Annotated in this window: 21 protein-coding genes and 2 tRNA genes; 2 read left to right on the forward strand and 21 right to left on the reverse strand. The window is 42.7% G+C overall.

Features of this window, described 5'->3' with window-relative positions:
• Positions 1 to 239: 239 nt before the first annotated feature.
• From clpX to ERJ70_RS12305, 3 genes are all read right to left on the reverse strand, one after another.
• Positions 240 to 1,520 (reverse strand): ATP-dependent protease ATP-binding subunit ClpX, encoded by a 1,281-nt coding sequence (clpX, locus tag ERJ70_RS12295; RefSeq protein WP_209365147.1) that lies wholly within the window; start codon positions 1,518 to 1,520, stop codon positions 240 to 242.
• 442 nt (positions 1,521 to 1,962) lie between these two features.
• Positions 1,963 to 3,249 (reverse strand): trigger factor, encoded by a 1,287-nt coding sequence (gene tig, locus ERJ70_RS12300; RefSeq protein ID WP_209365148.1) that lies wholly within the window; start codon positions 3,247 to 3,249, stop codon positions 1,963 to 1,965.
• A gap of 178 nt (positions 3,250 to 3,427) precedes the next feature.
• A complete protein-coding gene (locus tag ERJ70_RS12305) occupies positions 3,428 to 4,423 on the reverse strand; it encodes a tetratricopeptide repeat protein (protein WP_209365149.1) in 996 nt (331 codons plus the stop codon).
• An 886-nt stretch (positions 4,424 to 5,309) separates the two neighbouring features.
• Here ERJ70_RS12305 and ERJ70_RS12310 point away from each other — a divergent pair.
• A complete protein-coding gene (locus tag ERJ70_RS12310; RefSeq protein ID WP_209365150.1) occupies positions 5,310 to 6,131 on the forward strand; it encodes a collagen-like domain-containing protein in 822 nt (273 codons plus the stop codon).
• A gap of 8 nt (positions 6,132 to 6,139) precedes the next feature.
• On the opposite strand, the gene ERJ70_RS12315 is transcribed toward ERJ70_RS12310, so the two are convergent.
• From ERJ70_RS12315 to ERJ70_RS12385, 15 genes are all read right to left on the reverse strand, one after another.
• Entirely contained in the window at positions 6,140 to 6,445 is a 306-nt protein-coding gene (locus ERJ70_RS12315) for a hypothetical protein (protein WP_209365151.1), read from the reverse strand.
• A gap of 94 nt (positions 6,446 to 6,539) precedes the next feature.
• Positions 6,540 to 6,613, reverse strand: a tRNA-Arg gene (locus tag ERJ70_RS12320).
• Between the two features lie 44 nt (positions 6,614 to 6,657).
• A tRNA-Gly gene (locus ERJ70_RS12325) sits at positions 6,658 to 6,731 on the reverse strand.
• 201 nt (positions 6,732 to 6,932) lie between these two features.
• Positions 6,933 to 7,451 carry a metallophosphoesterase family protein gene (locus ERJ70_RS12330; RefSeq protein ID WP_209365152.1) on the reverse strand — a complete coding sequence of 173 codons (519 nt, stop codon included), beginning with the start codon at positions 7,449 to 7,451 and terminating at the stop codon, positions 6,933 to 6,935.
• A gap of 16 nt (positions 7,452 to 7,467) precedes the next feature.
• A complete protein-coding gene (locus ERJ70_RS12335) occupies positions 7,468 to 8,061 on the reverse strand; it encodes an XTP/dITP diphosphatase (protein WP_209365153.1) in 594 nt (197 codons plus the stop codon).
• Positions 8,062 to 8,079: 18 nt separating this feature from the next.
• Complete coding sequence (gene rph / locus ERJ70_RS12340) at positions 8,080 to 8,835, reverse strand: ribonuclease PH (protein WP_209365154.1); 756 nt, start codon at positions 8,833 to 8,835, stop codon at positions 8,080 to 8,082.
• 190 nt (positions 8,836 to 9,025) lie between these two features.
• Entirely contained in the window at positions 9,026 to 10,135 is a 1,110-nt protein-coding gene (locus ERJ70_RS12345; protein ID WP_209365155.1) for a GerMN domain-containing protein, read from the reverse strand.
• A 639-nt stretch (positions 10,136 to 10,774) separates the two neighbouring features.
• Positions 10,775 to 11,578, reverse strand: a complete 804-nt coding sequence (gene racE, locus ERJ70_RS12350; RefSeq protein ID WP_309507461.1) for a glutamate racemase — start codon at positions 11,576 to 11,578, stop codon at positions 10,775 to 10,777.
• A 17-nt stretch (positions 11,579 to 11,595) separates the two neighbouring features.
• Positions 11,596 to 12,048 carry a MarR family winged helix-turn-helix transcriptional regulator gene (locus ERJ70_RS12355; protein WP_209365157.1) on the reverse strand — a complete coding sequence of 151 codons (453 nt, stop codon included), beginning with the start codon at positions 12,046 to 12,048 and terminating at the stop codon, positions 11,596 to 11,598.
• A gap of 70 nt (positions 12,049 to 12,118) precedes the next feature.
• On the reverse strand, positions 12,119 to 13,600 hold the full coding sequence (locus tag ERJ70_RS12360) for a potassium/proton antiporter (protein ID WP_209365158.1): 1,482 nt from the start codon (positions 13,598 to 13,600) through the stop codon (positions 12,119 to 12,121).
• Positions 13,601 to 13,788: 188 nt separating this feature from the next.
• Positions 13,789 to 14,013: a helix-turn-helix domain-containing protein gene (locus tag ERJ70_RS12365; RefSeq protein WP_026569771.1), complete on the reverse strand. Its 225-nt coding sequence runs from the start codon at positions 14,011 to 14,013 to the stop codon at positions 13,789 to 13,791.
• A 138-nt stretch (positions 14,014 to 14,151) separates the two neighbouring features.
• Positions 14,152 to 14,601: an acyl-CoA thioesterase gene (locus ERJ70_RS12370; protein ID WP_209365159.1), complete on the reverse strand. Its 450-nt coding sequence runs from the start codon at positions 14,599 to 14,601 to the stop codon at positions 14,152 to 14,154.
• A 113-nt stretch (positions 14,602 to 14,714) separates the two neighbouring features.
• A complete protein-coding gene (sdhB, locus tag ERJ70_RS12375) occupies positions 14,715 to 15,476 on the reverse strand; it encodes a succinate dehydrogenase iron-sulfur subunit (protein ID WP_209365160.1) in 762 nt (253 codons plus the stop codon).
• A gap of 18 nt (positions 15,477 to 15,494) precedes the next feature.
• Entirely contained in the window at positions 15,495 to 17,246 is a 1,752-nt protein-coding gene (gene sdhA, locus ERJ70_RS12380; protein ID WP_209365161.1) for a succinate dehydrogenase flavoprotein subunit, read from the reverse strand.
• A 51-nt stretch (positions 17,247 to 17,297) separates the two neighbouring features.
• A complete protein-coding gene (locus tag ERJ70_RS12385) occupies positions 17,298 to 17,918 on the reverse strand; it encodes a succinate dehydrogenase cytochrome b558 subunit (RefSeq protein WP_074600844.1) in 621 nt (206 codons plus the stop codon).
• A 282-nt stretch (positions 17,919 to 18,200) separates the two neighbouring features.
• Here ERJ70_RS12385 and ERJ70_RS12390 point away from each other — a divergent pair, with 282 nt between their 5' ends.
• A complete protein-coding gene (locus tag ERJ70_RS12390) occupies positions 18,201 to 18,641 on the forward strand; it encodes a YslB family protein (RefSeq protein ID WP_209365162.1) in 441 nt (146 codons plus the stop codon).
• 504 nt (positions 18,642 to 19,145) lie between these two features.
• Here the strand turns inward: ERJ70_RS12390 and uvrC are convergent.
• From uvrC to ERJ70_RS12405, 3 genes are all read right to left on the reverse strand, one after another.
• Positions 19,146 to 20,939, reverse strand: coding sequence for an excinuclease ABC subunit UvrC (uvrC, locus tag ERJ70_RS12395; RefSeq protein WP_209365163.1), 1,794 nt, complete (start codon positions 20,937 to 20,939; stop codon positions 19,146 to 19,148).
• A gap of 387 nt (positions 20,940 to 21,326) precedes the next feature.
• Positions 21,327 to 21,641 carry a thioredoxin gene (gene trxA, locus ERJ70_RS12400; protein WP_026771093.1) on the reverse strand — a complete coding sequence of 105 codons (315 nt, stop codon included), beginning with the start codon at positions 21,639 to 21,641 and terminating at the stop codon, positions 21,327 to 21,329.
• 704 nt (positions 21,642 to 22,345) lie between these two features.
• Positions 22,346 to 23,326 carry an electron transfer flavoprotein subunit alpha/FixB family protein gene (locus ERJ70_RS12405; RefSeq protein ID WP_209365164.1) on the reverse strand — a complete coding sequence of 327 codons (981 nt, stop codon included), beginning with the start codon at positions 23,324 to 23,326 and terminating at the stop codon, positions 22,346 to 22,348.
• Positions 23,327 to 23,343: the final 17 nt, after the last annotated feature.

Here is a 23,343-nt window from a genome sequence, read left to right on the forward strand (position 1 = left end):
CATTATTACTCCACTAATAAGGCACTTTTATACCATTTCATGAAAAGTTCCTCAAATCAAACCTTTTACATGCGTCCCGTTTGTTATCATTACCTGCCTTTTTCTTAACTGAAACCCCAGAATTTTCTTCGCAGATTCTTTTATCCATGTGTAAATCCCTTGTTATGACATAACAAGGGATTTACAACGGAAGGAAAATGCATGTCTGTTTTTAATGGACTCGGTGTCTTATCGTTTTATTAAGCACTTTCTTTCGGTGATTCTTTGTTTTCGTCTTTTACCGTACCATCACTTAAAACTAACTTCGGACGTCCGTTTTCTAACAGAACTGTGTCCTTGGTAATGATACACTTCTCGATATCATCCCTTGATGGCAACTCGAACATGACGTCTAACATAATTCCTTCGATAATAGAACGCAGGCCACGTGCCCCTGTTTTACGTTCAATTGCTTTTCGTGCAATTTCAATTAAGGCATCTTCTTCCATTTCCAGTTCCACATTATCAATCTGGAAAAGCTTTTGGTATTGTTTAACAAGCGCATTTTTAGGCTTTGTCAAAATCTCGACTAACGCTTCCTCATCTAATGGCTCCAGAGCTCCGATAACCGGTAGTCGACCGATGAATTCAGGAATCAAACCAAAACGAAGCATGTCTTCTGGGAGAACTTTAGAAAGCAGTTCTGCTTTGGTTAGGTCTTGATTCTCTTCATCTGCGCCGAAACCAATTACTTTGTTGCCAAGACGGCGCTTAACGATTTGCTCAATACCATCAAAGGCACCACCGCAAATAAATAGTACGTTCGTCGTATCAATTTGAATGAACTCTTGGTGTGGATGTTTTCTTCCGCCTTGTGGAGGTACGCTTGCAACGGTACCTTCAAGGATTTTCAGCAATGCCTGCTGTACCCCTTCACCGGATACATCACGAGTGATCGACGGATTTTCGGATTTTCTGGCCACTTTATCGATTTCGTCGATATAAATAATCCCTTTTTCTGCTTTTTCTACATCATAGTCAGCTGCCTGGATTAGTTTCAGCAAGATGTTTTCCACATCTTCCCCTACATAACCAGCTTCTGTAAGAGAAGTCGCATCAGCAATCGCAAATGGCACATTCAATATCCTTGCAAGTGTCTGTGCCAGCAACGTTTTACCGCTTCCTGTCGGCCCGATCATCGCAATGTTACTTTTTGACAACTCGACATCATCAGAAGCAGTCTTGCCGGAATTGATTCGTTTGTAGTGATTATACACTGCTACCGATAGGTTTTTCTTGGCTTTTTCTTGACCGATTACGTAATCATTCAGGATTTCACAGATTTCCTGTGGCTTCGGGATCTCCTTGAATTCCACTTCTTCTTCATTACCTAATTCTTCTTCCACTATTTCCGTGCAAAGTTCAATACATTCATCACATATATAAACGCCAGGACCGGCTACTAATTTACGTACTTGATCTTGGCTTTTTCCGCAAAAAGAACATTTTAATTGGCCCTTTTCTTCATTAAATTTATACATCTAATTCACCCCTCAAGTAATAAGTATCTATTATGATATGAGAAATCATTTGAGTTTCAATCAAGTATTCCTTTCTTTAGCTCATAATATCAGATATACCGTTTTGAAAAAAGTAAAATACCTCAAATGGTCACATCTTATCTACGTTAGCAAAAAACAGTCTCATTAAAAGTCTTGCCATTAAACCGTTCGAATAAACTGCAACCTGCAAATAACAGCAAACAGTTTTACAAACAGTGTAAATCTTATTATGTAAGAAGATTCTAAAATGTCAACTAATATGTTATGTAAGTTTGTCTTCTATTTTATATTCAAGTTCCCGATTTTATGTTATGGGTGACAACTTTTTTACTATTTCCCGCTTACTGCATCTTTAAACGAATGCCTTTTATAGAGAAAACAAGGCACGAACCAGAATCGCACCTTGTTTTTCCATTTTTATTTATTTTGTTTTGCTGTGTTCTACCAGGAAGTCGATAGCTTTTTTGAATTTAAGGTCTTCTTTGATGGCGTCCGTGTTCCCGCCAAGCATTTGTTTCAACTGGTCTACCTCTGTTTGATACATCGAAGCCATCGACTCAAGCTCTTTATCGACATCTTCATCTGTCACTTCAACTTCTTCTTGATTAGCAATTGCGTCAAGAGTCAAGTTTGTTTTAACGCGCTTTTCAGCATCGTCTTTCATTTGCTCCTTCAAGCCTGCTTCATCTGTTCCGGAGAATTGGTAGTACATATCCATGGTCATTCCTTGCATTTGCAAGCGCTGTTCAAACTCTTTGACCATCCTGTCAAGTTCTGTTTCTACCATTGCTTCCGGAATATCGACTTCTGCATTCTCGGATGCCTGTTCAATCAGAGATTCACGCTTTTTGTTGTCAGCGTCCGTCTCTTTTTGTTCTTTCAGTCGATCTCTTGTCTTGTTGCGAAGTTCTTCCAGTGTTTCGACATCTTCGTCGACATCTTTTGCGAACTCATCATCAAGTTCAGGCAATTCTTTACCTTTAATTTCATGAATTTTGACTTTAAAGGTAGCTTCCTTACCTGCAAGCTCTTCTGCATGGTATTCTTCAGGGAAAGTTACCTGAACTTCTGTGTCTGCTCCCGTTTCTTTTCCAATCAACTGCTCTTCAAATCCTGGGATAAAAGAACCAGAACCGATTTCTAATTGATGGTTTTCCGCCTGTCCGCCTTCAAATGCTTCTCCATCAACGAAACCTTCAAAATCGATAACGACAGTGTCGCCTTCTTCAACGGTTCCTTCTTCTTTGACGACTAACTCCGCTTGATGTTCCTGCATATGCGAAAGCTCATGCTCAACGTCTTCATCCGTTACTTCTGTCTCTTCTTCTTCTACTTCCAGGCCTTTATATTCCCCGAGTTTCACTTCAGGTTTAACCGTAACCTGTGCTGTGAAAACAAGCGGCTGCCCTTTTTCAATTTGCGTTACATCCACTTCCGGTTGATCTACCGGCTCAATACCAGTTTCTTCAACGGCGTTTGTGTAAGCCTCAGGAAGAATGATATCGACCGCATCTTGGTATAATGACTCTACACCAAAGCGCTGTTCGAATAGTCCTCTTGGCATTTTCCCTTTACGGAATCCAGGAACCTGTACTTGCTTAACCACTTTTTTGAAAGCTTGATCTAGTGCTTTGTCGAACTTTTCAGCATCAACTTCAATGGTTAATGTCCCTTGATTTCCTTCTTGTTTTTCCCATTTTGCTGACATGTAATTCCCTCCAACATCTATAAATTCAGTATGTCTTGTTTGACGTTCATTCGGTGTATAATAAAATCATACGAAGGCGGAACGCAATTGCAACCACCTTATTATAACATAAACAGACTTGCTTTCAACAATTAGAACAGACTGAGAATTTGTGAAGCACCACGTGTCATCTATGAACCTATTCCTCAATGATCGAGAAATAGCTTTTTTCATTTTGGGTTATTTCTTCCATATATGTATCAACATCCAATTCGCCCGCCTGTTTTTTATATGTATGATATAGTCCTTCGAGCTGTAAATACTTCGCACCCATTATTTTAATGGCATGGCTGACAGCAATCAGTTCTCCTTCTCCAGGCATGAATGGATACCTCACGTATAAATATCGATACAACAACTTTTCTAAGAGCTGATACAAAGTCGGATTTTCCTGCTCTACTTCTCTTAAAAGAACCTTTATTTGCTTGGTAACAGGATGGTCTTCCACACTTTTAAGATCTGCTGGGTTAACAGATATCTCAGATTCCGCTTTTTCAACTACTATTTCCGAATCAACCTCCTGTTCAGCTAGCCATTCCATGATTGCCGTCTTTACTACAGGGTGTATCCTGTCATCCTTCAGTAATTGTTTCAAATAGCGAAGGTAAGGAGTTGGTTTCAAATTACTGCTTTGTACGATGATGCGCCACTGACGTAGTGGATCGCCCTGTTTCACCGCTTTGCTAAGCTCATTGATGTGATCATTTGCCTCTTCATCCATTTTATCCTGCAACAGCTTCGTGCTCATTTCCGCAAGTTGTTCAAGCTGAGAATTCATTGGCTCTGGCACTGTTTTACGGGAAAATACATCATCAATGATTTCTATAAGTTGCTCATATTCGCTCATTTGAAACAACAGCGTGACATAAATATGCAAGTACTCAAAAAAGTATTCATCTTCAAGAGACACGAGATGGCGACACAACGCTTCCGCCTCATCTGTTTCTCCGAGCTCCATCAGACAGATGATTTTCCCTGCAAAAATCTCATGGGAATAAATTTCGTGGTCAATCAGTTCATCTAACTTCTTCAGTGCATCCTCGTACCGTTTTTCTTTTAATGCCTGCAAGCTTTCTTCTTCCAATGCATCCTTCCACTTCGGAAAGATAATTACCTTATCCTGCTTTGTGTTCATCCGCATCCTTCCTCACCTGTTGTAGATATGTATAATCATTATCTTATCTGTACCCTAAATTAGTTGTCTGAAAACTAGGACTGAAAAATTATTCAATAAATATAAATTCAGCATTTCTTATCAAAAGCGAATGTCTGTAACTGAGAAGCGCTCTACATTATTGCTAAACATATATGATTCGCTGTAATTGATTCGATGACATTTACCATTACAATACTTCTGGAATTTAGAGAAAACGGCATTCCAGTCAAATGCTAGGCACTTTAAATCACGGTTGTTTCAAGTGGACCGGTATGTATGTTCGCATGTTCCACCTCATCGAACCTGTATCTCAAGAATTTATCGAATGAGCTCCAAGTATAACAGATTTCCAATAGTGTAGAATAACAATTATATGCCCTTCAATAACCTCTCCTGTTTATTCTCCAAACATTTTCTTCGTCATTAAGAAAGGAATAAATCCAGTAAATCTTCACATAAAATTATAATTTCCCTATTATAACAATTTAAATATTTTTTGGCTATAGACGCTCCTATTGCGGTAGTAAGCTTTACCTCCACCCTAGCAGGCGGGATTATCTGATTAGACGAATTACTTTGGTTTCATTCACTTCTTAAACCATCTATTTCTCATTGTTTCTGTGAAGGCATCGCTTGCACAGCTTACATCAACTCTCTCTTTCCCTAATCGTAACTTGATGGAATCCTCCCGTTATTATGCATTTATAAGTCTTTAAGAGATAGGGTGAGCTTTAAATACCAGCCTTTTAGTAAAATAAAAAGGAAAATAATGCAGCAGGAGTTTTTGACCAAGGAATATGTGATTAAGTAGCCGTTTCATATAGTTTTTAGAGGAATAAATTATTACAGTCAGGAGGTGATATCTATGAACAAACATTTTAATAACCCTTGCGTCCCAGAAGTTTGTTGTATCCCAACTGGAGGAAAGCTATGTCCTCCTCGAGGACCAAGATTTGTGCCAAGTAGAGTCATATCCTGTTCGGGATGTCCTACCGGGCCTCCCGGAGTCACAGGACCTACGGGGCCTCCTGGAGCTACTGGACCTACAGGTGCTACTGGACCTGCAGGGCCTACGGGAGCTACTGGAGCTACTGGACCTACGGGTGCTACTGGCGCTACTGGACCTACAGGGCCTACGGGTGCTGCAGGACCTACGGGGCCTACTGGCGCTACAGGGCCTACGGGTGCTGCAGGACCTACGGGTGCAACTGGACCTACAGGGCCTACGGGTGCTACTGGCGCTACAGGAGAAGCGGGTGGAGTATTAGCCTTTGCAGATTTCTATGCTTTAATGCCGCCTGATAATGCTGCAACAATTGCTCCAGGTGAAGATGTGGATTTTCCACAAAATGGACCTATTAGTGCAAACGGACTGATTACTCGTACTAGCGATGATACATTTAATTTGACTGAAATCGGGACCTACCAGGTATTGTTTCAGGTAAGTGTAGACGAAGCAGGGCAACTGGTTTTAACACTCAATAACAGTGAATTACCTTATACGGTGGTTGGGCGAGCAACTGGTACTTCTCAGATAGTGGGAATGGCTCTTGTGACTACCACAAGTGCCAATTCTATAATAACTGTACGAAATCCTGCTGACAATGCCACGGCACTTACCATTACTCCTGTCGCTGGAGGAACGGAGCCTGTCTCAGCACACCTTGTTATCACTCGACTTCAGTAGATAAAACTTCACCAACTGTTACAGGCCTTGCTTTTCATTCTACCTAATTCACACGATAACGAAGCCTCAAACTCTTTATAAGCTATACTTGCAAACGGAACAAAACCATTCTGATTAGAGTTGGAAATAGAAAGACGAGCGAAAAAGAAGACAGTTAACCCAATAATTTTTTTACCGCTTCTTTCTTTTCTTTTCATGGGGCATTCAAGAATAAAGTGAAAACTTCCTCCAGAAAAGCATGGATAAACACGCTCTAATTCATGAACAATAGAATTAAAAAATTTGAGCAAATAGACACTATATGTAAATCTCATCCCGCCTCCACAAGGCGCTATGTCTCTCACCATCCCTAAACAAAAAAACGCTGAATCCCTTGACAGCCAGAGGATTTAGCGTTTTGTTATGAAGCGTCCCAGGAGAGATTCGAACTCCCGACCCACAGCTTAGAAGGCTGTTGCTCTATCCTGCTGAGCTACTGGGACATGAAAGTAGTATTTATAATATTTTACTAAATTAAAATTATGTATGGAGCGGGTGAAGGGAATCGAACCCTCATCATCAGCTTGGAAGGCTGAGGTTTTACCACTAAACTACACCCGCATAACAACTAGCTTATCATTCAGCACTTTCAGGTTTGCGCTACAGCAAAATTGATGGGAATGAATGATCGTTTCTAACGGACAAGATTCATTATAGTAATGATCAGCAAACTTGTCAACTACTTTCTAAACTTTTCTCTTTGTTGAAGGGGCTTGACTGTAAACAGACTTTCCTCTCCAGTCGCTGTTTACAGTCAACCTTCTAGTCCAATGATGTTCTATACATCATCTCTTCGATTGTTTTCCCGTTCCAATCCTTGAATTCGACAGTGATCTCTCCCTTATCTTCCCAACTCAAAATAGCGTAGGTATGCTCACTCCGGCCACGAGGCAATCTGATGCTGCCCGGGTTAATAAACAACTGGTTATCAACCCGCTCCGCCCCAGCTATATGAGTATGACCGAAGCATATCACCTGCGCACCAACTTCCTCTGCACGGTAGGATAAGGGCATCAACGTGCTTTTCACTTGATGCAGATGACCATGGGCTACATAAAAATGGAGGCTTCCAACAGAAAAATGAGATTCATCAGGAAAACGGCTATCCATATCACAATTTCCGGCTACTTTCATGAATTGCTCCAGTTCAGGAGCATCTGCATCCAGTTCAGAATCACCGCAGTGGATGAACTGGTCTACTTCCTCTTTATGCCGATCACGGATAACAGCTACTTCTTCTGTCCATCCATGACTGTCGCTCATAATTAAAACTTTCGGCATCACAGCTTCTCTCCCTTTAAAGATCTTTCAGCCATTCATCTAGCTGCACAATTGCGTTCTTTCGGTGACTGATTTGATTTTTTTCTTCTGAAGTCAGTTCGGCCATCGTTTTAGTTAGTCTGTTAGGATAGAAAACAGGGTCATAACCAAACCCGTTTTCTCCTATTGGTCGTTCGGCAATCCATCCCTCGCACGTTCCTCTTTTGAAAATAGTCGTTTTTCCCGGTCTTGCAACCGCCAATACACAAACAAACCTCGCCGTACGTTCTTCTTTCGGGACACCTTTCAGTTCTTCCAAAAGTTTGTCGACATTAGCCTGATCGCTTTTTTCTAAACCAGCATAACGAGCTGAAAATATGCCCGGCCTGCCTTCCAAAGCATCCACTTCCAACCCTGAATCGTCTGCCAAAACCGGAAGGGAAAATCTTTCTGCAATGGTTTCAGCCTTTAAGGCAGCATTTTCCTCAAAGGTTTCACCGGTTTCTTCTATATCAGGAATACTTTCGTCCAAGTCTAGCAGTGATCTAATCGTAATACCGTATTTTGAAAATAAATTCCGAAAATCTTTCACTTTTCCTTTGTTTTTTGTTGCTATAATCAATTGCTCCATGACGACTCTCCCTACAGCTTATTCGTTATCCGCATGCTCACCAATTAAACCTGCCCATTTTCCAAGCGCTTGTTTTTGAATGGTGAAAATGTCCTGCAACCCTTCATTAGCAAGGCCGAGCATCGTTTGCAGTTGTTCCATTGAAAAGGTTGCCTCTTCTCCTGTACCTTGAATTTCCACAAATTCACCAGATCCAGTCATGACGATGTTCATATCTACGTGTGCCTGGGAATCTTCCTCGTACTGCAAATCCAAAATTTCTGTTCCATCAGGAAGAACCCCGACAGATGTAGCTCCCAGCAAGTCAGTTACCGGCATCTGTTTCAGAACTTTTTTTTCTACAAGGCTCCCGAATGCAAGGACTACTGCCACAAAAGCACCGGTTATAGAGGCCGTCCTGGTGCCGCCATCTGCCTGGATTACATCGCAGTCAACCCAGACGGTCCGTTCCCCTATTTTATCCAGGTCTACGACAGCGCGGAGTGAACGACCGATTAAACGTTGGATTTCCATCGTTCTTCCTGATACTTTCCCTTTTGAGGATTCCCGGATATTGCGCTGCTCGGTCGCCCGCGGCAGCATGGCATATTCTGCCGTGATCCATCCTTTTCCTGAACCTCGCATGAAAGGAGGCACCCTGTCTTCTATGCTTGCATTGCAGATCACTTTCGTGTCTCCTACTGTTATAAGGACCGAGCCTTCTGGATGCTTAACATAATTGACTTCCATATGTATAGGTCTTAATTGATTGACTTTTCTATCGTTGTTTCTCATCGTAAGAATCCTCCTTCTAATCACTTATTTATCGTAACATATTTTTGCCAATTTATATAAGTTCATACTCTATCTTCTGGATACGAAAGGCTGAGACGCCATTATCACTGCAAGAAACGTAAAACTTGAATGCTACTATTAATTCGGATTACGTGAAAAAGGAGCCAGTAGCCCGGCTCCCATTCATGGTTTACAAATTCCCTGTTGGCACGAACATGCTTTTCGTCACTGGTTCTGTATAAGCTGTTCCTGCTTCATTATAGATTTCCTCCACGTCTGCTACATTTACGTCCACGGCCTCCACTCCAGGTTGATCAGTTAAAGTCAGTACCAATGTTTCCATGACTTGATCTGAAATAGAGGCGTTCTCCACACTATCCAATATCTTTTCATTAAAATCAAGCGTCAGTACGCCATCTTTAATTGTCGGTTCTGCCGTCAGGCTCGTACCTGCATTGAACACATTCAACAAATCCAAATCCAGGGAAGGACCTTCAACCAAAGCTTGTACGATGGAGGCCATATCCTCTGCGTCTTTGGTTTCAACATGCTGGGTGACTGGTACATGGTAAACTTGTTCACCTTGCTGGGCTGGATAGTAAAGCGTCACCGCTTTACTATCCAGCAAATCTACATTGTCCCCATTGTATATATTGATGCCATTCGCCCTGGAGACGCCTTGGCCAATCGGTGTCCCACTAACTGGCATTTCCTCTTTGGCTTCCCCGTTTATTTGCAATTTTACCTTGTCGACGTTTTCAAATTGGGTCAACGTATAGGTCATGGATTGTAGGATTTTTTGTTCATCTTCTGCCTGATATTCGGCAAATTCCTCTGATACATCCACTGTAAGGGTACCGTCCTTAAGATTCAGACTGTTGATTGTTGTTCCTGCCGGCAATACTGCTTCAAAACCATCTGGAAGCAGCTCTGTGACCGGTCCGTCTTTCACCAAATATTCCAGCGCCTGTTTCGCTACCTCTTTCGATTCCATTTGTGGTAATTCCAACGTTTGCGGTACTACCATTCCATTAGCATCAAGCAAATACAATTGCCGTTCCACAGTGGTCGGTTCCGCTTCTTCTGTATCAGTTCCCGTCTCTTCCGTTTCCTGGCTATCCCCTTCTGCTTGTTGCCCATCTTCTTCTGTCGTCTCATCCAAGTTATCTGTAAGGGATGCTTCTTCTGGAGGATTATCCATTTCCTTCAAAGATTGCTCTCCCTGAAATACCCCGCAACCTGTTAACCCGAAGGCTGCACTTACGATGCCCACAGTAATGATCAATGCCCGCTTCCTCATGCTTTCCCCTCCTACGATGGTTTGTACTACTATATATACGGCTTGTAAGAAAAATTAGACCAAGCATTGAAAATTTAGTTCAAGATATTAGCCGAAATCCTAGAAGGAAGCCAGCAGGAGAATGGGGCCCTTGACCATATGTACCCAGGACAAAAGCGCAAGCGCCTGTTTAAAGGAGTACAGGCTAAAGCCGCCACTTCCTATGGCAACGCCTGTATGACCCACATCGTTTGGGCCTCCGACAAGCTTAAGAACAGCCTCGGCGTGGCGCTTTTTGCCACACAGAGGGTGGGCTTAAGACCTCGAGGGGGTAGGCACTGGACGTGGCTGGTTCAGCCAATAATTATCCACAGCCAATTAAATTTATCATTTCCTATACAATAAAAAAAGAAGGTACTCAGACTCCTGTGGAAATAGCGCGAGCTGAGGGTCCCAAATGGTAAAGCGGTTCCCTCTACCAAGTTAGCAGAAGCCGTACCCACGGAAAGCGAAGTAACCTGTCGGAGTGATTATCAGTAACTTTTCTAAAAAATATGTGAGGATTATCTAAAATAAAAAACCGAAAAGGATTCGAATGGTTAGATTTTCGAATCCGTTCGGTTTTTGCTTTGGCCATTATGCTTTTGTCCCAGCTTTTTTTCATACAGTGAGTGATACATTGGCTATTTCCGCTACCGGCTGATCAAGCCAAGACTTAGCGATGCTTTCAAACACTGTGAGTTTGCCGGTTGTGTATAACTTGTGCTGCGGCCTTCGTTCCCCATTAAACAGTTTGTTTTGATATTGCAGGATGGTGCTTACTTCTCTGGCTGTTTCTTCACCAGAAGATATGATGGTTACTTTGTCACCGATAACTTCCTGTATCACTTCCCTCAGAATAGGATAATGGGTACATCCCAATATCAGCGTGTCGATATGATTGCTCTCCTTCATAGGAATCAGGGTTTCGGCAACGATCCGGTACGTTTCCTCTCCCGATAGTATCCCCTGTTCTACTATTGGAACAAAACGAGGGCAAGCAAGGGCATTGATATGGATTTCCTCATTGATATTTTTCAGAGCAGTAGGATATGCCTGGCTTTTAATAGTTCCTTCCGTTCCGATGACACCTATGTGAAGATTTTCCGTGGATTTTATTGCTGCCCTTGCTCCTGGTTGAATAACCCCGATAACCGGGATGGGGAGTTCTTTTTGCAACAGCTCAAGTGTGAAGGCTGTTGCTGTATTGCAGGCAATGACCAGCATTTTTATCCTTTTTCCCATTAAAAAATTCACCAATTCTTTAGTGAATTGAACGACTTCTCGTTCTGGACGCGGTCCATAAGGACATCGAAGTGTATCTCCTAAATATATCAATTCCTCCCTCGGCAGCTGACGCATCAATTCCCGCGCAACTGTCAACCCGCCGACGCCGGAATCTATTACACCTATTGGTTGATCCACCATTCTCGCTCCTTTTCTTATTTTGTACTGACTTTTTCCATCTGTACGTGGAGCAGGTTTAAAATTCGTTCCAGTGTATCAACCTCTAAATCCGCAACATTTTCTAATACCTCTCCCAAATATTCCTGGCGTTTTCGAATTACTTCTTTTATAATGCTTTTCCCTTTATCAAGTAAATGGATGCGTACAACCCGTCGATCTTTAGAATCCTTTCGTCTCTCGACTAGTTGATTTCTTTCCATCCTGTCTACTAAGTCGGTAGTGGTACTGAAAGCCAGATTAATTTTATTGGACAGTTCGCCAATGGTCAAGTCCCCACTTTCGTCCAACCATTGTAACGCGACAAACTGAGGAGCGGTAATCGGGTAATTGGTCAAGATTTCTCTGCCTTTTTGTTTAATAATTGCTGCTATATACCGTAATTTCTTTTCAATTTCTGCGATTGTTTTTTCTTCTGAAGTGTTATGCAACTGATAGCCCCCTTTCGGCAGGACACTTATATAAAATGTAATAATAAATCCCTGAAAGTGCAAGAACTTCTTATTCTCGGACGAAACCAACTTTTAATTCATCAGCTATTGCTCGATGCAAATGTTGCCCAGCCAATATATATAGGGAATCTCCTTCCTGAATAACTGTATCTCCATCGGGAGTGATCACCTGACCACAGCGAACTACTGCGTTGATCAATGTATTTTTGGGAAGGTTGGTATCTTTGAGCTTTTTCCCATTTACCCAATCCTGTTTTTCAACTTTATATTGTACTATGTCAAGGTCCTTTTGACCAAGGGTGAGAACTTGGAGCTGTTCCAGATCATGCGGTTTGGGATGGTTTATCAGACCCAGTTTTGTTGCTGCATAAGGAATCGTCGAACCTTGAATGAGCGCCGAAGTCAACACGATAAAGAAAACGGCATTGAAAAACAATTGGCTGTTTTCCATCTCGGCAAGCATGGGGAATAAAGCCAATATAATAGGAACAGCCCCCCTTAAGCCGGCCCATGATAAAAAAGTCTTTTCTTTGAAGCTGTAACGCCAGGGCACGAGCGAAATCCAAGTCGCAATCGGCCGGGCGATTAAAATCAAAATCCCCGACAACAAAATGCCATGGAAAATAATCCAATCGGAAAACAACCGAGAAGGGAACACAAATAGGCCCAGAATGATGAACATCAGTATTTGCGCCATCCAGCTAAAACCTTCATTGAACTTGTGAATCGACTCCCGAAACGATAAATCCAGGTTTCCAACTACCAGTGCAGTTACATATACCGCCAAAAATCCACTGGCATTCACCAAGGATGTAATGCTATACGAAAAAAAGGCAAATGCCAACCCAAACAGGGGATACAGGCCACCAGACGATAGCTTTATTTTGTTTAGAGAAACACTTGCCATTTTTCCGATGAAAAGGCCGAGCAGCAATCCCCCCGCCATTTGCCAAAAGAATTGCAGTACCAGAGACAATACGCCCGAGCGATCCGTTGTGATCAATTCAATGAAGGAGATGGTCAAAAAGAAAGCCATCGGGTCATTCGTACCGGACTCCCCTTCAAGGGTCGCTTCTATTTTGTCATTAATATTCTTATCCTTTAAAACAGCAAACACTGCTGCAGCATCGGTGGAACCGACGAGAGAACCAAGCAAAAATGCTTCAAGCCAGCTGAAACCAAATACCCATTTGGCGCCGAGACCTACTATGGCAGTTGTAATCAGCACACCAAACGTTGCCAACGAAATAGAAGGCAGTACGACCGGCTTAATCGTCCTCCAATGCGTTTGAATTCCCCCCTCATACAAAATGACGACAAGCGAAAAAACGCCGATGGCTTCGGCTATTTGCACGTTATTAAAATATAACAACCCAAGTCCATCGGAACCAACCACCATTCCCGCTAGAATAAACAACACGAGTGATGGAAGTCCGAACCGATCTGACAACTTGGTTATCAAAATACTGAATAATAGCAATAGTGAAGTTAGTAAAATGATTTTATCTGATTCAACAACCTCTTGTATCACACAAATTCCCCTCCCGCAGCGACAAATACAGCAACCTTTGCAACAGTTATGCCTTAACACATACCCGTTTTTTCCTTGCTTGTATCATGGTTGCTGCAGTTGCAGGCATAAACTCCGGAAAGGGATCGCCATCCCATTAAAATAAAACACTTAAAAAACCGACCTTCTTAAAGAAAGTCGGTTTCTTACTAGAGCTTTAGTTCCCCCATACGAAGGAGCTCTACGACTGCTTGTGAACGCCCCTTGACACCTAATTTTTGCATAGCATTTGATATGTGATTCCGAACAGTCTTTTGTGATATAAACAGTTCTTGGGCTATTTCTTTTGTTGTTTTGTCCTGTACTAGAAGTTCAAATACTTCTTTCTCACGTTTGGTCAATAATTGCTTCGGCTTGTAGTCACTATCATTCAAGTGTTAACCCCTCCTTGCTGTCTTTAAAGCCACATGGTGAAGGGTGTTTATTTAGTCAATGTATTTTATGTGAAAGTTGAATAACCCGTGAATTAGTTTTGCGTAAATATGCGATTATTTTACGAATAAGGGAAGATGTCACGGTCCGGCAATGAGACGATTCTTCTCCTCTTCGGAGAATGGGGCAGGCTTGCCTGTGTGAACGTTTATCTGGACAAGCCTTCCTCTTCCAGTGATACATACTTCTTCTTTTTGATTTACTCCTAAATAATGGATATCGATAGATGTATTACCGATATGGTTCACTTTGACGTATAATTTCATCTGGTCATTGAAGTACATTTGCCGATGATAGTCACACTGCAAGTCCGCCACGATCGGGATGGTTTCAGGATTTTCCACATCGATCCGGAAAAGACCCACTTCCTTTAAAAAGGCAATACGCGCCTCTTCAAAGTAAATAAATGGAGAAACGTTATTCACATGGCCAAACATATCCGTCTCTGAAAAACGGACGTTGATCGGAATGAAAAACGCAAAGGATTCTTTCCAAGTATCAAAATCTTCTATGTAATTAACCGCTTTCATTTTTGACCGCCTTCCTACTGTCATTGAATAAGGTAAATGATTCCATTATTGGTGATAAAGAAGCCCTTACCCAAACGGGTAAAGGCTGTTTAAACTTGGCAATTTCCTGTTAATCAATAGACATGGTCACTGCCAAAGAAGTTTTTAAATGCTTGTATATTGGTATCTCTGTTCATAGCCGCAATGGAAGTCGTCAATGGAATGCCTTTCGGGCAAACCTGGACACAGTTCTGAGAGTTTCCACATCCATGGATCCCCCCATCTTCCATTAAAGCTTCCAAACGTTCTCCTTTGTTCATTTGGCCGGTTGGATGCGCGTTGAATAAACGTACTTGAGATAACGCAGCTGGTCCGATAAAGTCAGAATTACTGTTTACGTTCGGGCAAGCTTCCAAACAAACGCCGCATGTCATACATTTTGACAATTCATAAGCCCACTGCCGTTTCTTTTCCGGCATACGCGGTCCTGGTCCTAAGTCATACGTTCCATCAATCGGAATCCAGGCCTTTACTTTTTTAAGAGAATCAAACATTCTGCTTCTGTCTACTGCCAAATCCCTGACTACAGGGAAAGTAGACATGGGTTCCAGCCGGATAGGCTGTTCGAGCTGGTCGATAAGTGTGGCACAAGATTGTTTTGCTTGTCCGTTGATTACCATCGAACATGCTCCACAAACTTCCTCCAGGCAATTCATTTCCCAAAAAACCGGAGTAGTATTTTCCCCATTGGCATTGACAGGATTTCTGCGGATTTCCATCAATGCTGATATCACATTCATATTCTCTCTGTAAGGTACTTGAAAGGTTTCCTCATAGGGAGAAGAGTCTGGACTGTCCTGTCTTGTAATAATCAAAGTTATCGTTTTATCAGCCATGATTAACTTGCCCCCCCTTTATTTTTTCTTACTGTAGTCGCGTTTTCTTGGTTTTATCAAGGACACATCGACGTCTTCATATTCAAAAACCGGTTCATTGCTAACCGCATCATAAGATGCCTTGGTCGTTTTCAACCATTCTTCGTCGTTACGCTCTGGAAATTCCGGTTTATAGTGGGCCCCACGGCTTTCATTTCGATTGTAGGCTCCGATGGTAATGACCCTGGCTAGTTGCAGCATGTTCTTCAATTGCCGGGTGAACATAACGCCTTGATTGCTCCAACGGGAAGTATCATTGATATTGATATTCTCCCAACGCTCCATCAATTCTTTGATTTTTTCATCTGTTTTCAGTAGTTTTTCATTGTCCCGCACAACGGTAACGTTATCGGTCATCCATTCTCCAAGCTCCCGATGAATCTGATAAGCATTTTCCTCTCCGTTCATGCTCATCAACTGTTCAAAGGTTTCCTGCTCCTCTTTCAGCTTTTCATCATAAAGAGAGGATGGGATATCTTCTGTCGTTTTCTCCAGTCCCTCGATATACTTAATGGCATTCGGACCGGCAACCATGCCGCCAAAAATAGAAGAGAGAAGAGAGTTAGCTCCCAAGCGGTTTCCGCCATGCTGAGAATAATCACACTCGCCGGCAGCAAAGATTCCCGGGATGTTGGTCATCTGATCGTAATCAACCCAAAGCCCGCCCATCGAATAGTGGACAGCAGGGAAGATTTTCATCGGCACTTTGCGCGGATCTTCCCCGACAAATTTTTCATAGATTTCGATAATTCCGCCCAATTTAACATCCAGCTCTTTCGGGTCTTTGTGGGAAAGATCCAAATAAACCATGTTTTCCCCGTTGATACCAAGCTTTTGATTGACGCAAACATCGAAAATCTCCCTGGTTGCGATATCACGAGGAACCAGATTCCCATATGCAGGATATTTTTCTTCAAGGAAATACCATGGCTCCCCGTCTTTATAAGTCCAAACCCTTCCGCCTTCTCCGCGGGCAGACTCACTCATCAAACGGAGTTTATCATCGCCGGGAATAGCTGTCGGATGAATTTGAATGAATTCCCCGTTTGCATAGATGGCACCCTGCTGATAAAGCGCACCAGCTGCCGAGCCGGTATTGATGACCGAGTTGGTTGACTTTCCAAAAATGATTCCCGGACCACCGGTTGCCAGAATCACTGCATCTGCTTTATACACCTTGGTTTCGTGGTTCTGAATATGCTGGGCCACTATACCGCGGCCAACACCTTCTTCATCGATAACCGCAGAAAGAAATTCCCAATTTTCATATTTGGTAACCAACCCTTCCACTTCGAAGCGGCGGACTTGTTCATCCAAAGCATAAAGGAGCTGCTGTCCGGTTGTAGCACCGGCATATGCTGTCCGATGATGCTGCGTTCCGCCGAAACGCCGAAAGTCCAATAGCCCTTCCGGTGTTCTGTTGAACATTACGCCCATCCGATCGAGCATATGGATGATGCTTGGCGCCGCATCGCACATTGCTTTGACAGGAGGCTGGTTGGCAAGGAAATCTCCTCCGTAAACGGTATCGTCAAAGTGTTCCCACGGAGAGTCACCTTCTCCTTTCGTATTAACTGCTCCGTTAATACCTCCTTGCGCACAAACAGAGTGAGAACGTTTTACCGGTACGAGGGACAGCAAATCGACGTGAACTCCTGCTTCTGCTGCCTTTATTGTCGCCATTAAGCCGGCCAGACCGCCACCAACGACGACGACATTAAGATTACTCATTTTTTGCTCACTCCCCTATATTCACTAAATACTCTTCTTTTCTGTTTACTTTTATGCTCCGTATGCAAAAGCAAAAATTGCTCTTACACCTATATAGGTTACAATAAGGAAAACGACCAGCGTTGCGTATGTAGCCACTCTTTGAGAACGAGGTGTGATCGTGAATCCCCATGTAACCAGGAAGCTCCATAGACCATTCGCAAAATGAAATGTAGTCGAAACCACTCCAATGATATAGAACCAGAACATAAATGGCTGTGTCAGGATGTTCTCCATTAAGCTGTAATTAAGTTCTGCGTTCCCAAGGCCAATGGCAATCCGTGTTTCCCATACGTGCCAAGCGATAAAGATAAGCGTGATGATACCGGAAACCCGTTGCAGTGTGAACATGATATTCCGGAAAAAGCTGTAACGCCTATTGTTGTACTTGACCGTAAAAACAATATAAACACCTAAAATTGCATGGAACAGAATTGGAATGTAAATCACCACAAACTCGAGCACAATCCTGAAAGGCAAGTCGTGAATAAAACCGGCCGCCTGTTCAAAACTTTCTCTTCCATACACGGCAAAATGATTAACCAGCAGATGCTGTATCAAAAACACACCGATTGGAATTACCCCTAAAAGTGAATGTAGTCTGCGATAGAAAAAATCGCGATTCTCCGCCATGTGTACCCCCCTCACCAAAAATTCCTTATGATATGATCCGTGCACCTTTCCTGGTAAAGCGCTTTACTTTCCAATAAAATGGAAAAACAAACACGTGAGATTCCCTCGAAAAATGCACATTTTTGTGACACACTTATTGTACTTCTATCCTAGTGGAGCGTCAAGAAAACGATTCACAAAATCCTCCAGCGGGTAAGGAGTTGTAGCCTGTTTTTTTTTAGTACGGGTTGCATGAATAACAAAATCGGGTAATAATAGTTTGGTAGGAAAGGAATGAATGACATGGGGAAAAACAGAGAGCTTACTGACGAAACAACCCTTGATTTTTTACATACATCCGGAGCCGGATATGATATACTACGGTACATTTGCCTGCCGGACTTACTTGGAAAAGATGCCCCGCCCATTCTTTATATTATGGGTAAAAACCTGGCAAGAAAGATGCAGGTTGGCAGCATGGAGGATATAGTAAATTTTTTCGAAAAACTAGGTTGGGGAAATTTGCAGTTAATAAAAGAAAAGCGGCGGGAGATGATTTGGGAATTGACTGCTGAACAAATTAATGCTCGTCAGCAAGCACACCTCCCGGAAGTCGAATATCGTTTGGAAGCCGGATTTCTTGCAGAGTCTATTCAACAAATCAAAGGACTTCCCTGTGAAGGGATTGAAGAAATCAAGCCAAAAAACAATAGCGTCCAATTCAGTATTGTCTACACGAAATGACTATGTTAAAAGCGAAAGGCTACTTCCACACAAACATCAAACCTCAACGAGAGACAGGCTGTGGAACTCCCTTTCAGAGATCTCCCTTTTTCTTAGGAAAGGACTCCTTGAAATAAAGGCCCGTTTTCTGTGTGCAGTGAGTCACCGCCGATTCTTTCTCTAGTCGCCAGAAGCAAAGAACGATTATTCTGGTTACTTCGGAAGTGGAGCCATCCTGATGTCTATGTATTCTGCCTTCGGTTGATATCAATTCCTAAAAGCAACAAAAGAAAATCCTGCTTTTGTATGCTTTCGCATTTATGAAAAATTTTTACCAAGCGAAAGGCAGTGTATCTCTCCTTCGAGGAAATTACCAAACGAAGACTTACTATATAGGGAACATAGCTTTTCGAGGAGGGCAGGTATTTACAAAAAGCGAAAGTTTGAACGCAAAACCGATTTCTTTCTTCAAACAGACGAAAACCGGACGGCAATCAATAAGAAAGAATGCCGGTCCGGTTTCGTTTATTCATCTCCATTTTTTTCTTTCCCCTGCAAATGTTGCAGGATCGCATCCGCAGTCGGAACAGGCAGTCCCAGTCGGACCAGGTCATCTTGACTGGCATTTTTTATTTCGGTAACCGATTTAAAATGCCTCAGCAGTAATCTTCGCCGTTTTCCGCCTACTCCAGGGATGTTATCAAGTTCGGACTTAAACACGCTCTTTCCCCGAAGCTGCCGATGGAAGGTGATCGCAAACCGGTGAACTTCATCCTGTATGCGCTGAATCAGGTAAAATTCTTTCGAGTTCCTATCCAGATTCACAACGGCAGGAGGCACGCCATAAAGCAACTCGCTTGTCCGGTGCTTATCATCCTTTGCAAGTCCGCACAAAGGAATATCGAGACCGAGCTCGTTTTCCAAGACATCGGAAGCAGCCTTCATCTGCCCTTTTCCTCCGTCAATTACAATCAAATCAGGAAGTGGAAGCCCCTCTTTTAATACCCTGGAGTATCGTCGTCTTACAACTTCACGCATCGTTTCATAGTCATCCGGACCTTCCACACTGCGGATTTTATACTTACGATACTGCTTCTTGTCCGGTTTTCCGTCAATAAATACAATCATCGCCGAGACAGGATCGGTTCCCTGGATATTCGAATTGTCAAAAGCTTCGATTCGATGAGGTGTTTCAATATGAAGCTTTTCTCCTAAGTTTTCGACGGCAAGAATCGTCCGTTCCTCATCCTTTTCGATGATGGAGAACTTTTCTTCCAATGCAATTTCCGCATTTTTTTCTGCCAGTTCCACCAGTTCTTTTTTCCTGCCTCTGTAAGGAACCGTCACATCTATTTCAAGCAGTTCTTTTAAGAGATCATTGTCTGTCGGTGCAGGAACCAGTACTTGCTTCGGTTTCGGGTGGTTTTGATGGAGATAAAACCTGCCGATGTAACTTAAAAAGGTATCTGCGGGGTCATCATAGAACGGAAAAATCGAGACATCCCGCTCAATCAACTTACCCTGTCTCACAAAGAAGACCTGGACGCACATCCAACCTTTATCATAGGAATAGCCGAACACATCTCTGTCCACAGTATCTTTCAGCGTCATTTTTTGTTGTTCCATCACCGCATCAATGTGCTGAATTTGATCGCGAAGCTCTTTGGCCCGTTCAAAGTCAAGGTCCTCGGATGCTTTATACATCTTTGTTTTCAGCTCTTTTTTTATTTCCTTATGTCCCCCGCCCAGAAAAGAACTGATACTTTGTACGATCTGCCTGTTCGTTTCTTGGGATACTGGGTATTGGCAAGGGCCAAGACACTGGTTCATATGATAATATAAACAAACCCGGTCCGGCATTTTGTCGCATTTTCGAAGAGGATACAGCCTGTCCAGGAGCTTTTTTGTTTCTCTGGCCGCGATTACATTCGGGTACGGACCGAAATATTTCCCCTTGTCTTTTTTTACTTTCCTCGTCACAATCAACCGCGGATGCTCTTCCGCAGTAATTTTCAAATAAGGATATGTTTTATCGTCTTTTAGCAGGACGTTATATTTAGGGTCATATTTTTTAATCAAATTCATTTCAAGAATAAGGGCTTCAATTTCAGAAGAGGTGACAATATACTCAAATTCGACAATTTCCTGCACAAGTCTTTGCGTTTTCTGATCATTCGCTCCGGTAAAATAAGACCGGACCCGGTTTTTCAATGCTTTCGACTTTCCCACATAGATAATGGTCCCTTGCTTATCTTTCATCAGATAACAGCCTGGTTGAGCGGGCAGTACTGCAAGCTTCTCTTTTATTCGTTCATTCATGTGTTTCTTTCCCCCATATGCGGTATTGAGTCTCATGCCCATATGAAATGCAGATGCACCTGCTCACCCCGTAAAAGACTCTCGCTGACTGGCGGGCAACAGAGCCATAACTGCACTTCTACTTCATTTCGGAAAGTTTTGCTACGTCGATTTTCCCCAATGCAAAATTTACTACTTTCTGAAGCGCATGCTTATATCAAATCTCGGGGTGGTGTTTTTCTGCCTCTGTGAGGATCGTTCAGACCTCGTGAGCTTAGCCGCTGGAATTAGACAACATAACGCCAGAACTCCTACTTTCCTATCAATATAAAACAGTCCCTTGTCACAACCATGGCAACAAGGGACTGTTTGAGCATTTATCCAGCACAACTACAGTTGGCTGCATTTTTAAGAGTGCTTATTGATCAAATCTACCAACGCTTCTTTCGGTTGGAAACCGATTACTTGATCCACTACTTCCCCGTCTTTGAACAAAAGAAGGGTAGGAATGCTCATAACTCCGAACTTTCCAGCCGTTTCCTGGTTTTCATCAACATCAAGTTTGACAATTTTTACTTTGTCGCTCATTTCATCATCAATTTCTTCCAATACAGGAGCGATCATTTTACATGGCCCACACCAAGGTGCCCAAAAATCGGCCAGTACGACACCGTCCCCTGTTTCTGTTGAAAAATTTTGATCGGTCGCAGTTACAATTGCCATTTATATTTCCTCCTCTAGCGTCCTTTTTTCCATCCATGAATGGAAGCATCACTAATTATTATCCAATTTCGGATATGATTCATTAGTATAGCAGACATTTTTGTCAGGATAAATATTGATTCGTCTTAGAGTATAGCATCATTTTTTCCTTTAAAGCTAATAGTTTGCTTATAATGTATCATTTCCAAGATTGCCTTTTCGATTCCATATTCTAATTTCCAATATTCTTGATTTATCCTATTTCACCTTATGTCAACAAGTGCAGGACAAAAGCGCAAGCGCCTTGCTCACCCCCGACAAGCTTAAGAACAGCCACGGCGTGGCGCTTTTTGCCACATAGAGGGTGGGCTTAAGACCTCGAGGGGGTAGGCGCTGGAGCTGGACGTGGCTGGTTCAGCCAATAATTATCCACAGACAATTAAATTTATAATTTCCTATACAGGGACAAAAGCGCAAGCGCCTGTTCAAAGGAGTACAGGCTAGAGCCGCCACGTCCTGTGGCAACGCCTGCATGACCCACATCGTTTGGGCCTCCGACAAGCTTAAGAACAGCCTCGAAGTGGCGGCCTTTTGCCACAAAGAGGATTTGCTTGAGACCTCGAGGGGATAGGCGCTGGAGCTAGACATCTCTGAAATTTATACTTTCTTATCTTTTAAAAAAGCGGCGGCAGAAGCATTCATACAGCCCTGCCGCCTTTTTGTTATCAAGCATTCACTTTTACCTGTTTGATTTCTTCAATCAATTGAGGAATGACTTCAAACAAGTCTCCTACAATACCGTAATCAGCAATATTGAAAATGTTTGCTTCAGGATCTTTATTGATGGCGACAATCACCTTCGAATTGGACATTCCTGCCAGATGCTGAATCGCTCCCGAGATACCGCAGGCAATATATAAATCTGGCGTAACCACTTTTCCTGTCTGGCCAATTTGCAGGGAGTAATCGCAATAATCGGCGTCGCACGCACCTCTTGAAGCGCCCACTGCGCCTCCCAATACTTCTGCCAACTCATATAAGGGATCGAATCCTTCCTTACTTTTCACACCTCTGCCGCCGGCAACAATCACTTTGGCCTCCGATAAATCAACTCCGTCAGCGGTTTTCTTAATGACATCGGTAATAACTGTTCGCAAGTCACCAATTTCTACTTCGATAGCCGTAATCTCTCCGGTACGGGATGTATCCTTCTCCAACGCAGCAATATTGTTAGGCCGGATTGTCACAAACAGAATTCCATCCGTAATGATTTTCTTTTCAAATGCTTTCCCAGAATAGATCGGCCTGGTAAAGACAACGTTGTCCCCGCCTTCTTCTAACTCTGTCACATCAGATATCAAACCAGTTTCAAATCGGGCAGCCAGTTTAGGCGTCAAATCTTTTCCTATTGCCGTATGACCCATCACGATTGCATCGGGCTCTTCTTGTTCAATAACCCGGCCCACAGCCTGTGCAAATCCTTCAGATGTATACGTTTTCAATTTTGGGTGTTCTACTACGATTGATCGATCGGCACCAAAATGGATCATTTCTTCAGCCAGCGGATTCAAGCCAGATTCGCCACAAATAAGGCCGGTGATTTCTCCCCCGTTGCTTAGTGTTTTAGCAGCCGCTATTGCTTCGAATGTTACATTTCTCAAGACACCATCACGTGTTTCACCTATTACCAGTACTTTTTTGCTCATATCCATACTCCTTTCTT

The organism is Sediminibacillus dalangtanensis (assembly GCF_017792025.1).
Lineage (GTDB): Bacteria > Bacillota > Bacilli > Bacillales > Amphibacillaceae > Sediminibacillus > Sediminibacillus dalangtanensis.

Bases quoted from the DNA above. Each gene is read 5' to 3' on its own strand.
- ERJ70_RS12385 (WP_074600844.1), bottom strand. From the start codon at position 17,918: ATGGCGGAGAATCGCGATTTTTTCTATCGCAGACTACATTCACTTTTA.
- sdhA (WP_209365161.1), bottom strand. From the start codon at position 17,246: ATGAGTAATCTTAATGTCGTCGTCGTTGGTGGCGGTCTGGCCGGCTTA.
- ERJ70_RS12305 (WP_209365149.1), bottom strand. From the start codon at position 4,423: ATGAACACAAAGCAGGATAAGGTAATTATCTTTCCGAAGTGGAAGGAT.
- ERJ70_RS12335 (WP_209365153.1), bottom strand. From the start codon at position 8,061: ATGGAGCAATTGATTATAGCAACAAAAAACAAAGGAAAAGTGAAAGAT.
- clpX (WP_209365147.1), bottom strand. From the start codon at position 1,520: ATGTATAAATTTAATGAAGAAAAGGGCCAATTAAAATGTTCTTTTTGC.
- sdhB (WP_209365160.1), bottom strand. From the start codon at position 15,476: ATGGCTGATAAAACGATAACTTTGATTATTACAAGACAGGACAGTCCA.
- rph (WP_209365154.1), bottom strand. From the start codon at position 8,835: ATGAGAAACAACGATAGAAAAGTCAATCAATTAAGACCTATACATATG.
- ERJ70_RS12330 (WP_209365152.1), bottom strand. From the start codon at position 7,451: ATGCCGAAAGTTTTAATTATGAGCGACAGTCATGGATGGACAGAAGAA.
- ERJ70_RS12370 (WP_209365159.1), bottom strand. From the start codon at position 14,601: ATGAAAGCGGTTAATTACATAGAAGATTTTGATACTTGGAAAGAATCC.
- ERJ70_RS12315 (WP_209365151.1), bottom strand. From the start codon at position 6,445: ATGAGATTTACATATAGTGTCTATTTGCTCAAATTTTTTAATTCTATT.
- ERJ70_RS12405 (WP_209365164.1), bottom strand. From the start codon at position 23,326: ATGAGCAAAAAAGTACTGGTAATAGGTGAAACACGTGATGGTGTCTTG.
- ERJ70_RS12390 (WP_209365162.1), top strand. From the start codon at position 18,201: ATGGGGAAAAACAGAGAGCTTACTGACGAAACAACCCTTGATTTTTTA.
- ERJ70_RS12345 (WP_209365155.1), bottom strand. From the start codon at position 10,135: ATGAGGAAGCGGGCATTGATCATTACTGTGGGCATCGTAAGTGCAGCC.
- tig (WP_209365148.1), bottom strand. From the start codon at position 3,249: ATGTCAGCAAAATGGGAAAAACAAGAAGGAAATCAAGGGACATTAACC.
- ERJ70_RS12310 (WP_209365150.1), top strand. From the start codon at position 5,310: ATGAACAAACATTTTAATAACCCTTGCGTCCCAGAAGTTTGTTGTATC.
- uvrC (WP_209365163.1), bottom strand. From the start codon at position 20,939: ATGAATGAACGAATAAAAGAGAAGCTTGCAGTACTGCCCGCTCAACCA.
- trxA (WP_026771093.1), bottom strand. From the start codon at position 21,641: ATGGCAATTGTAACTGCGACCGATCAAAATTTTTCAACAGAAACAGGG.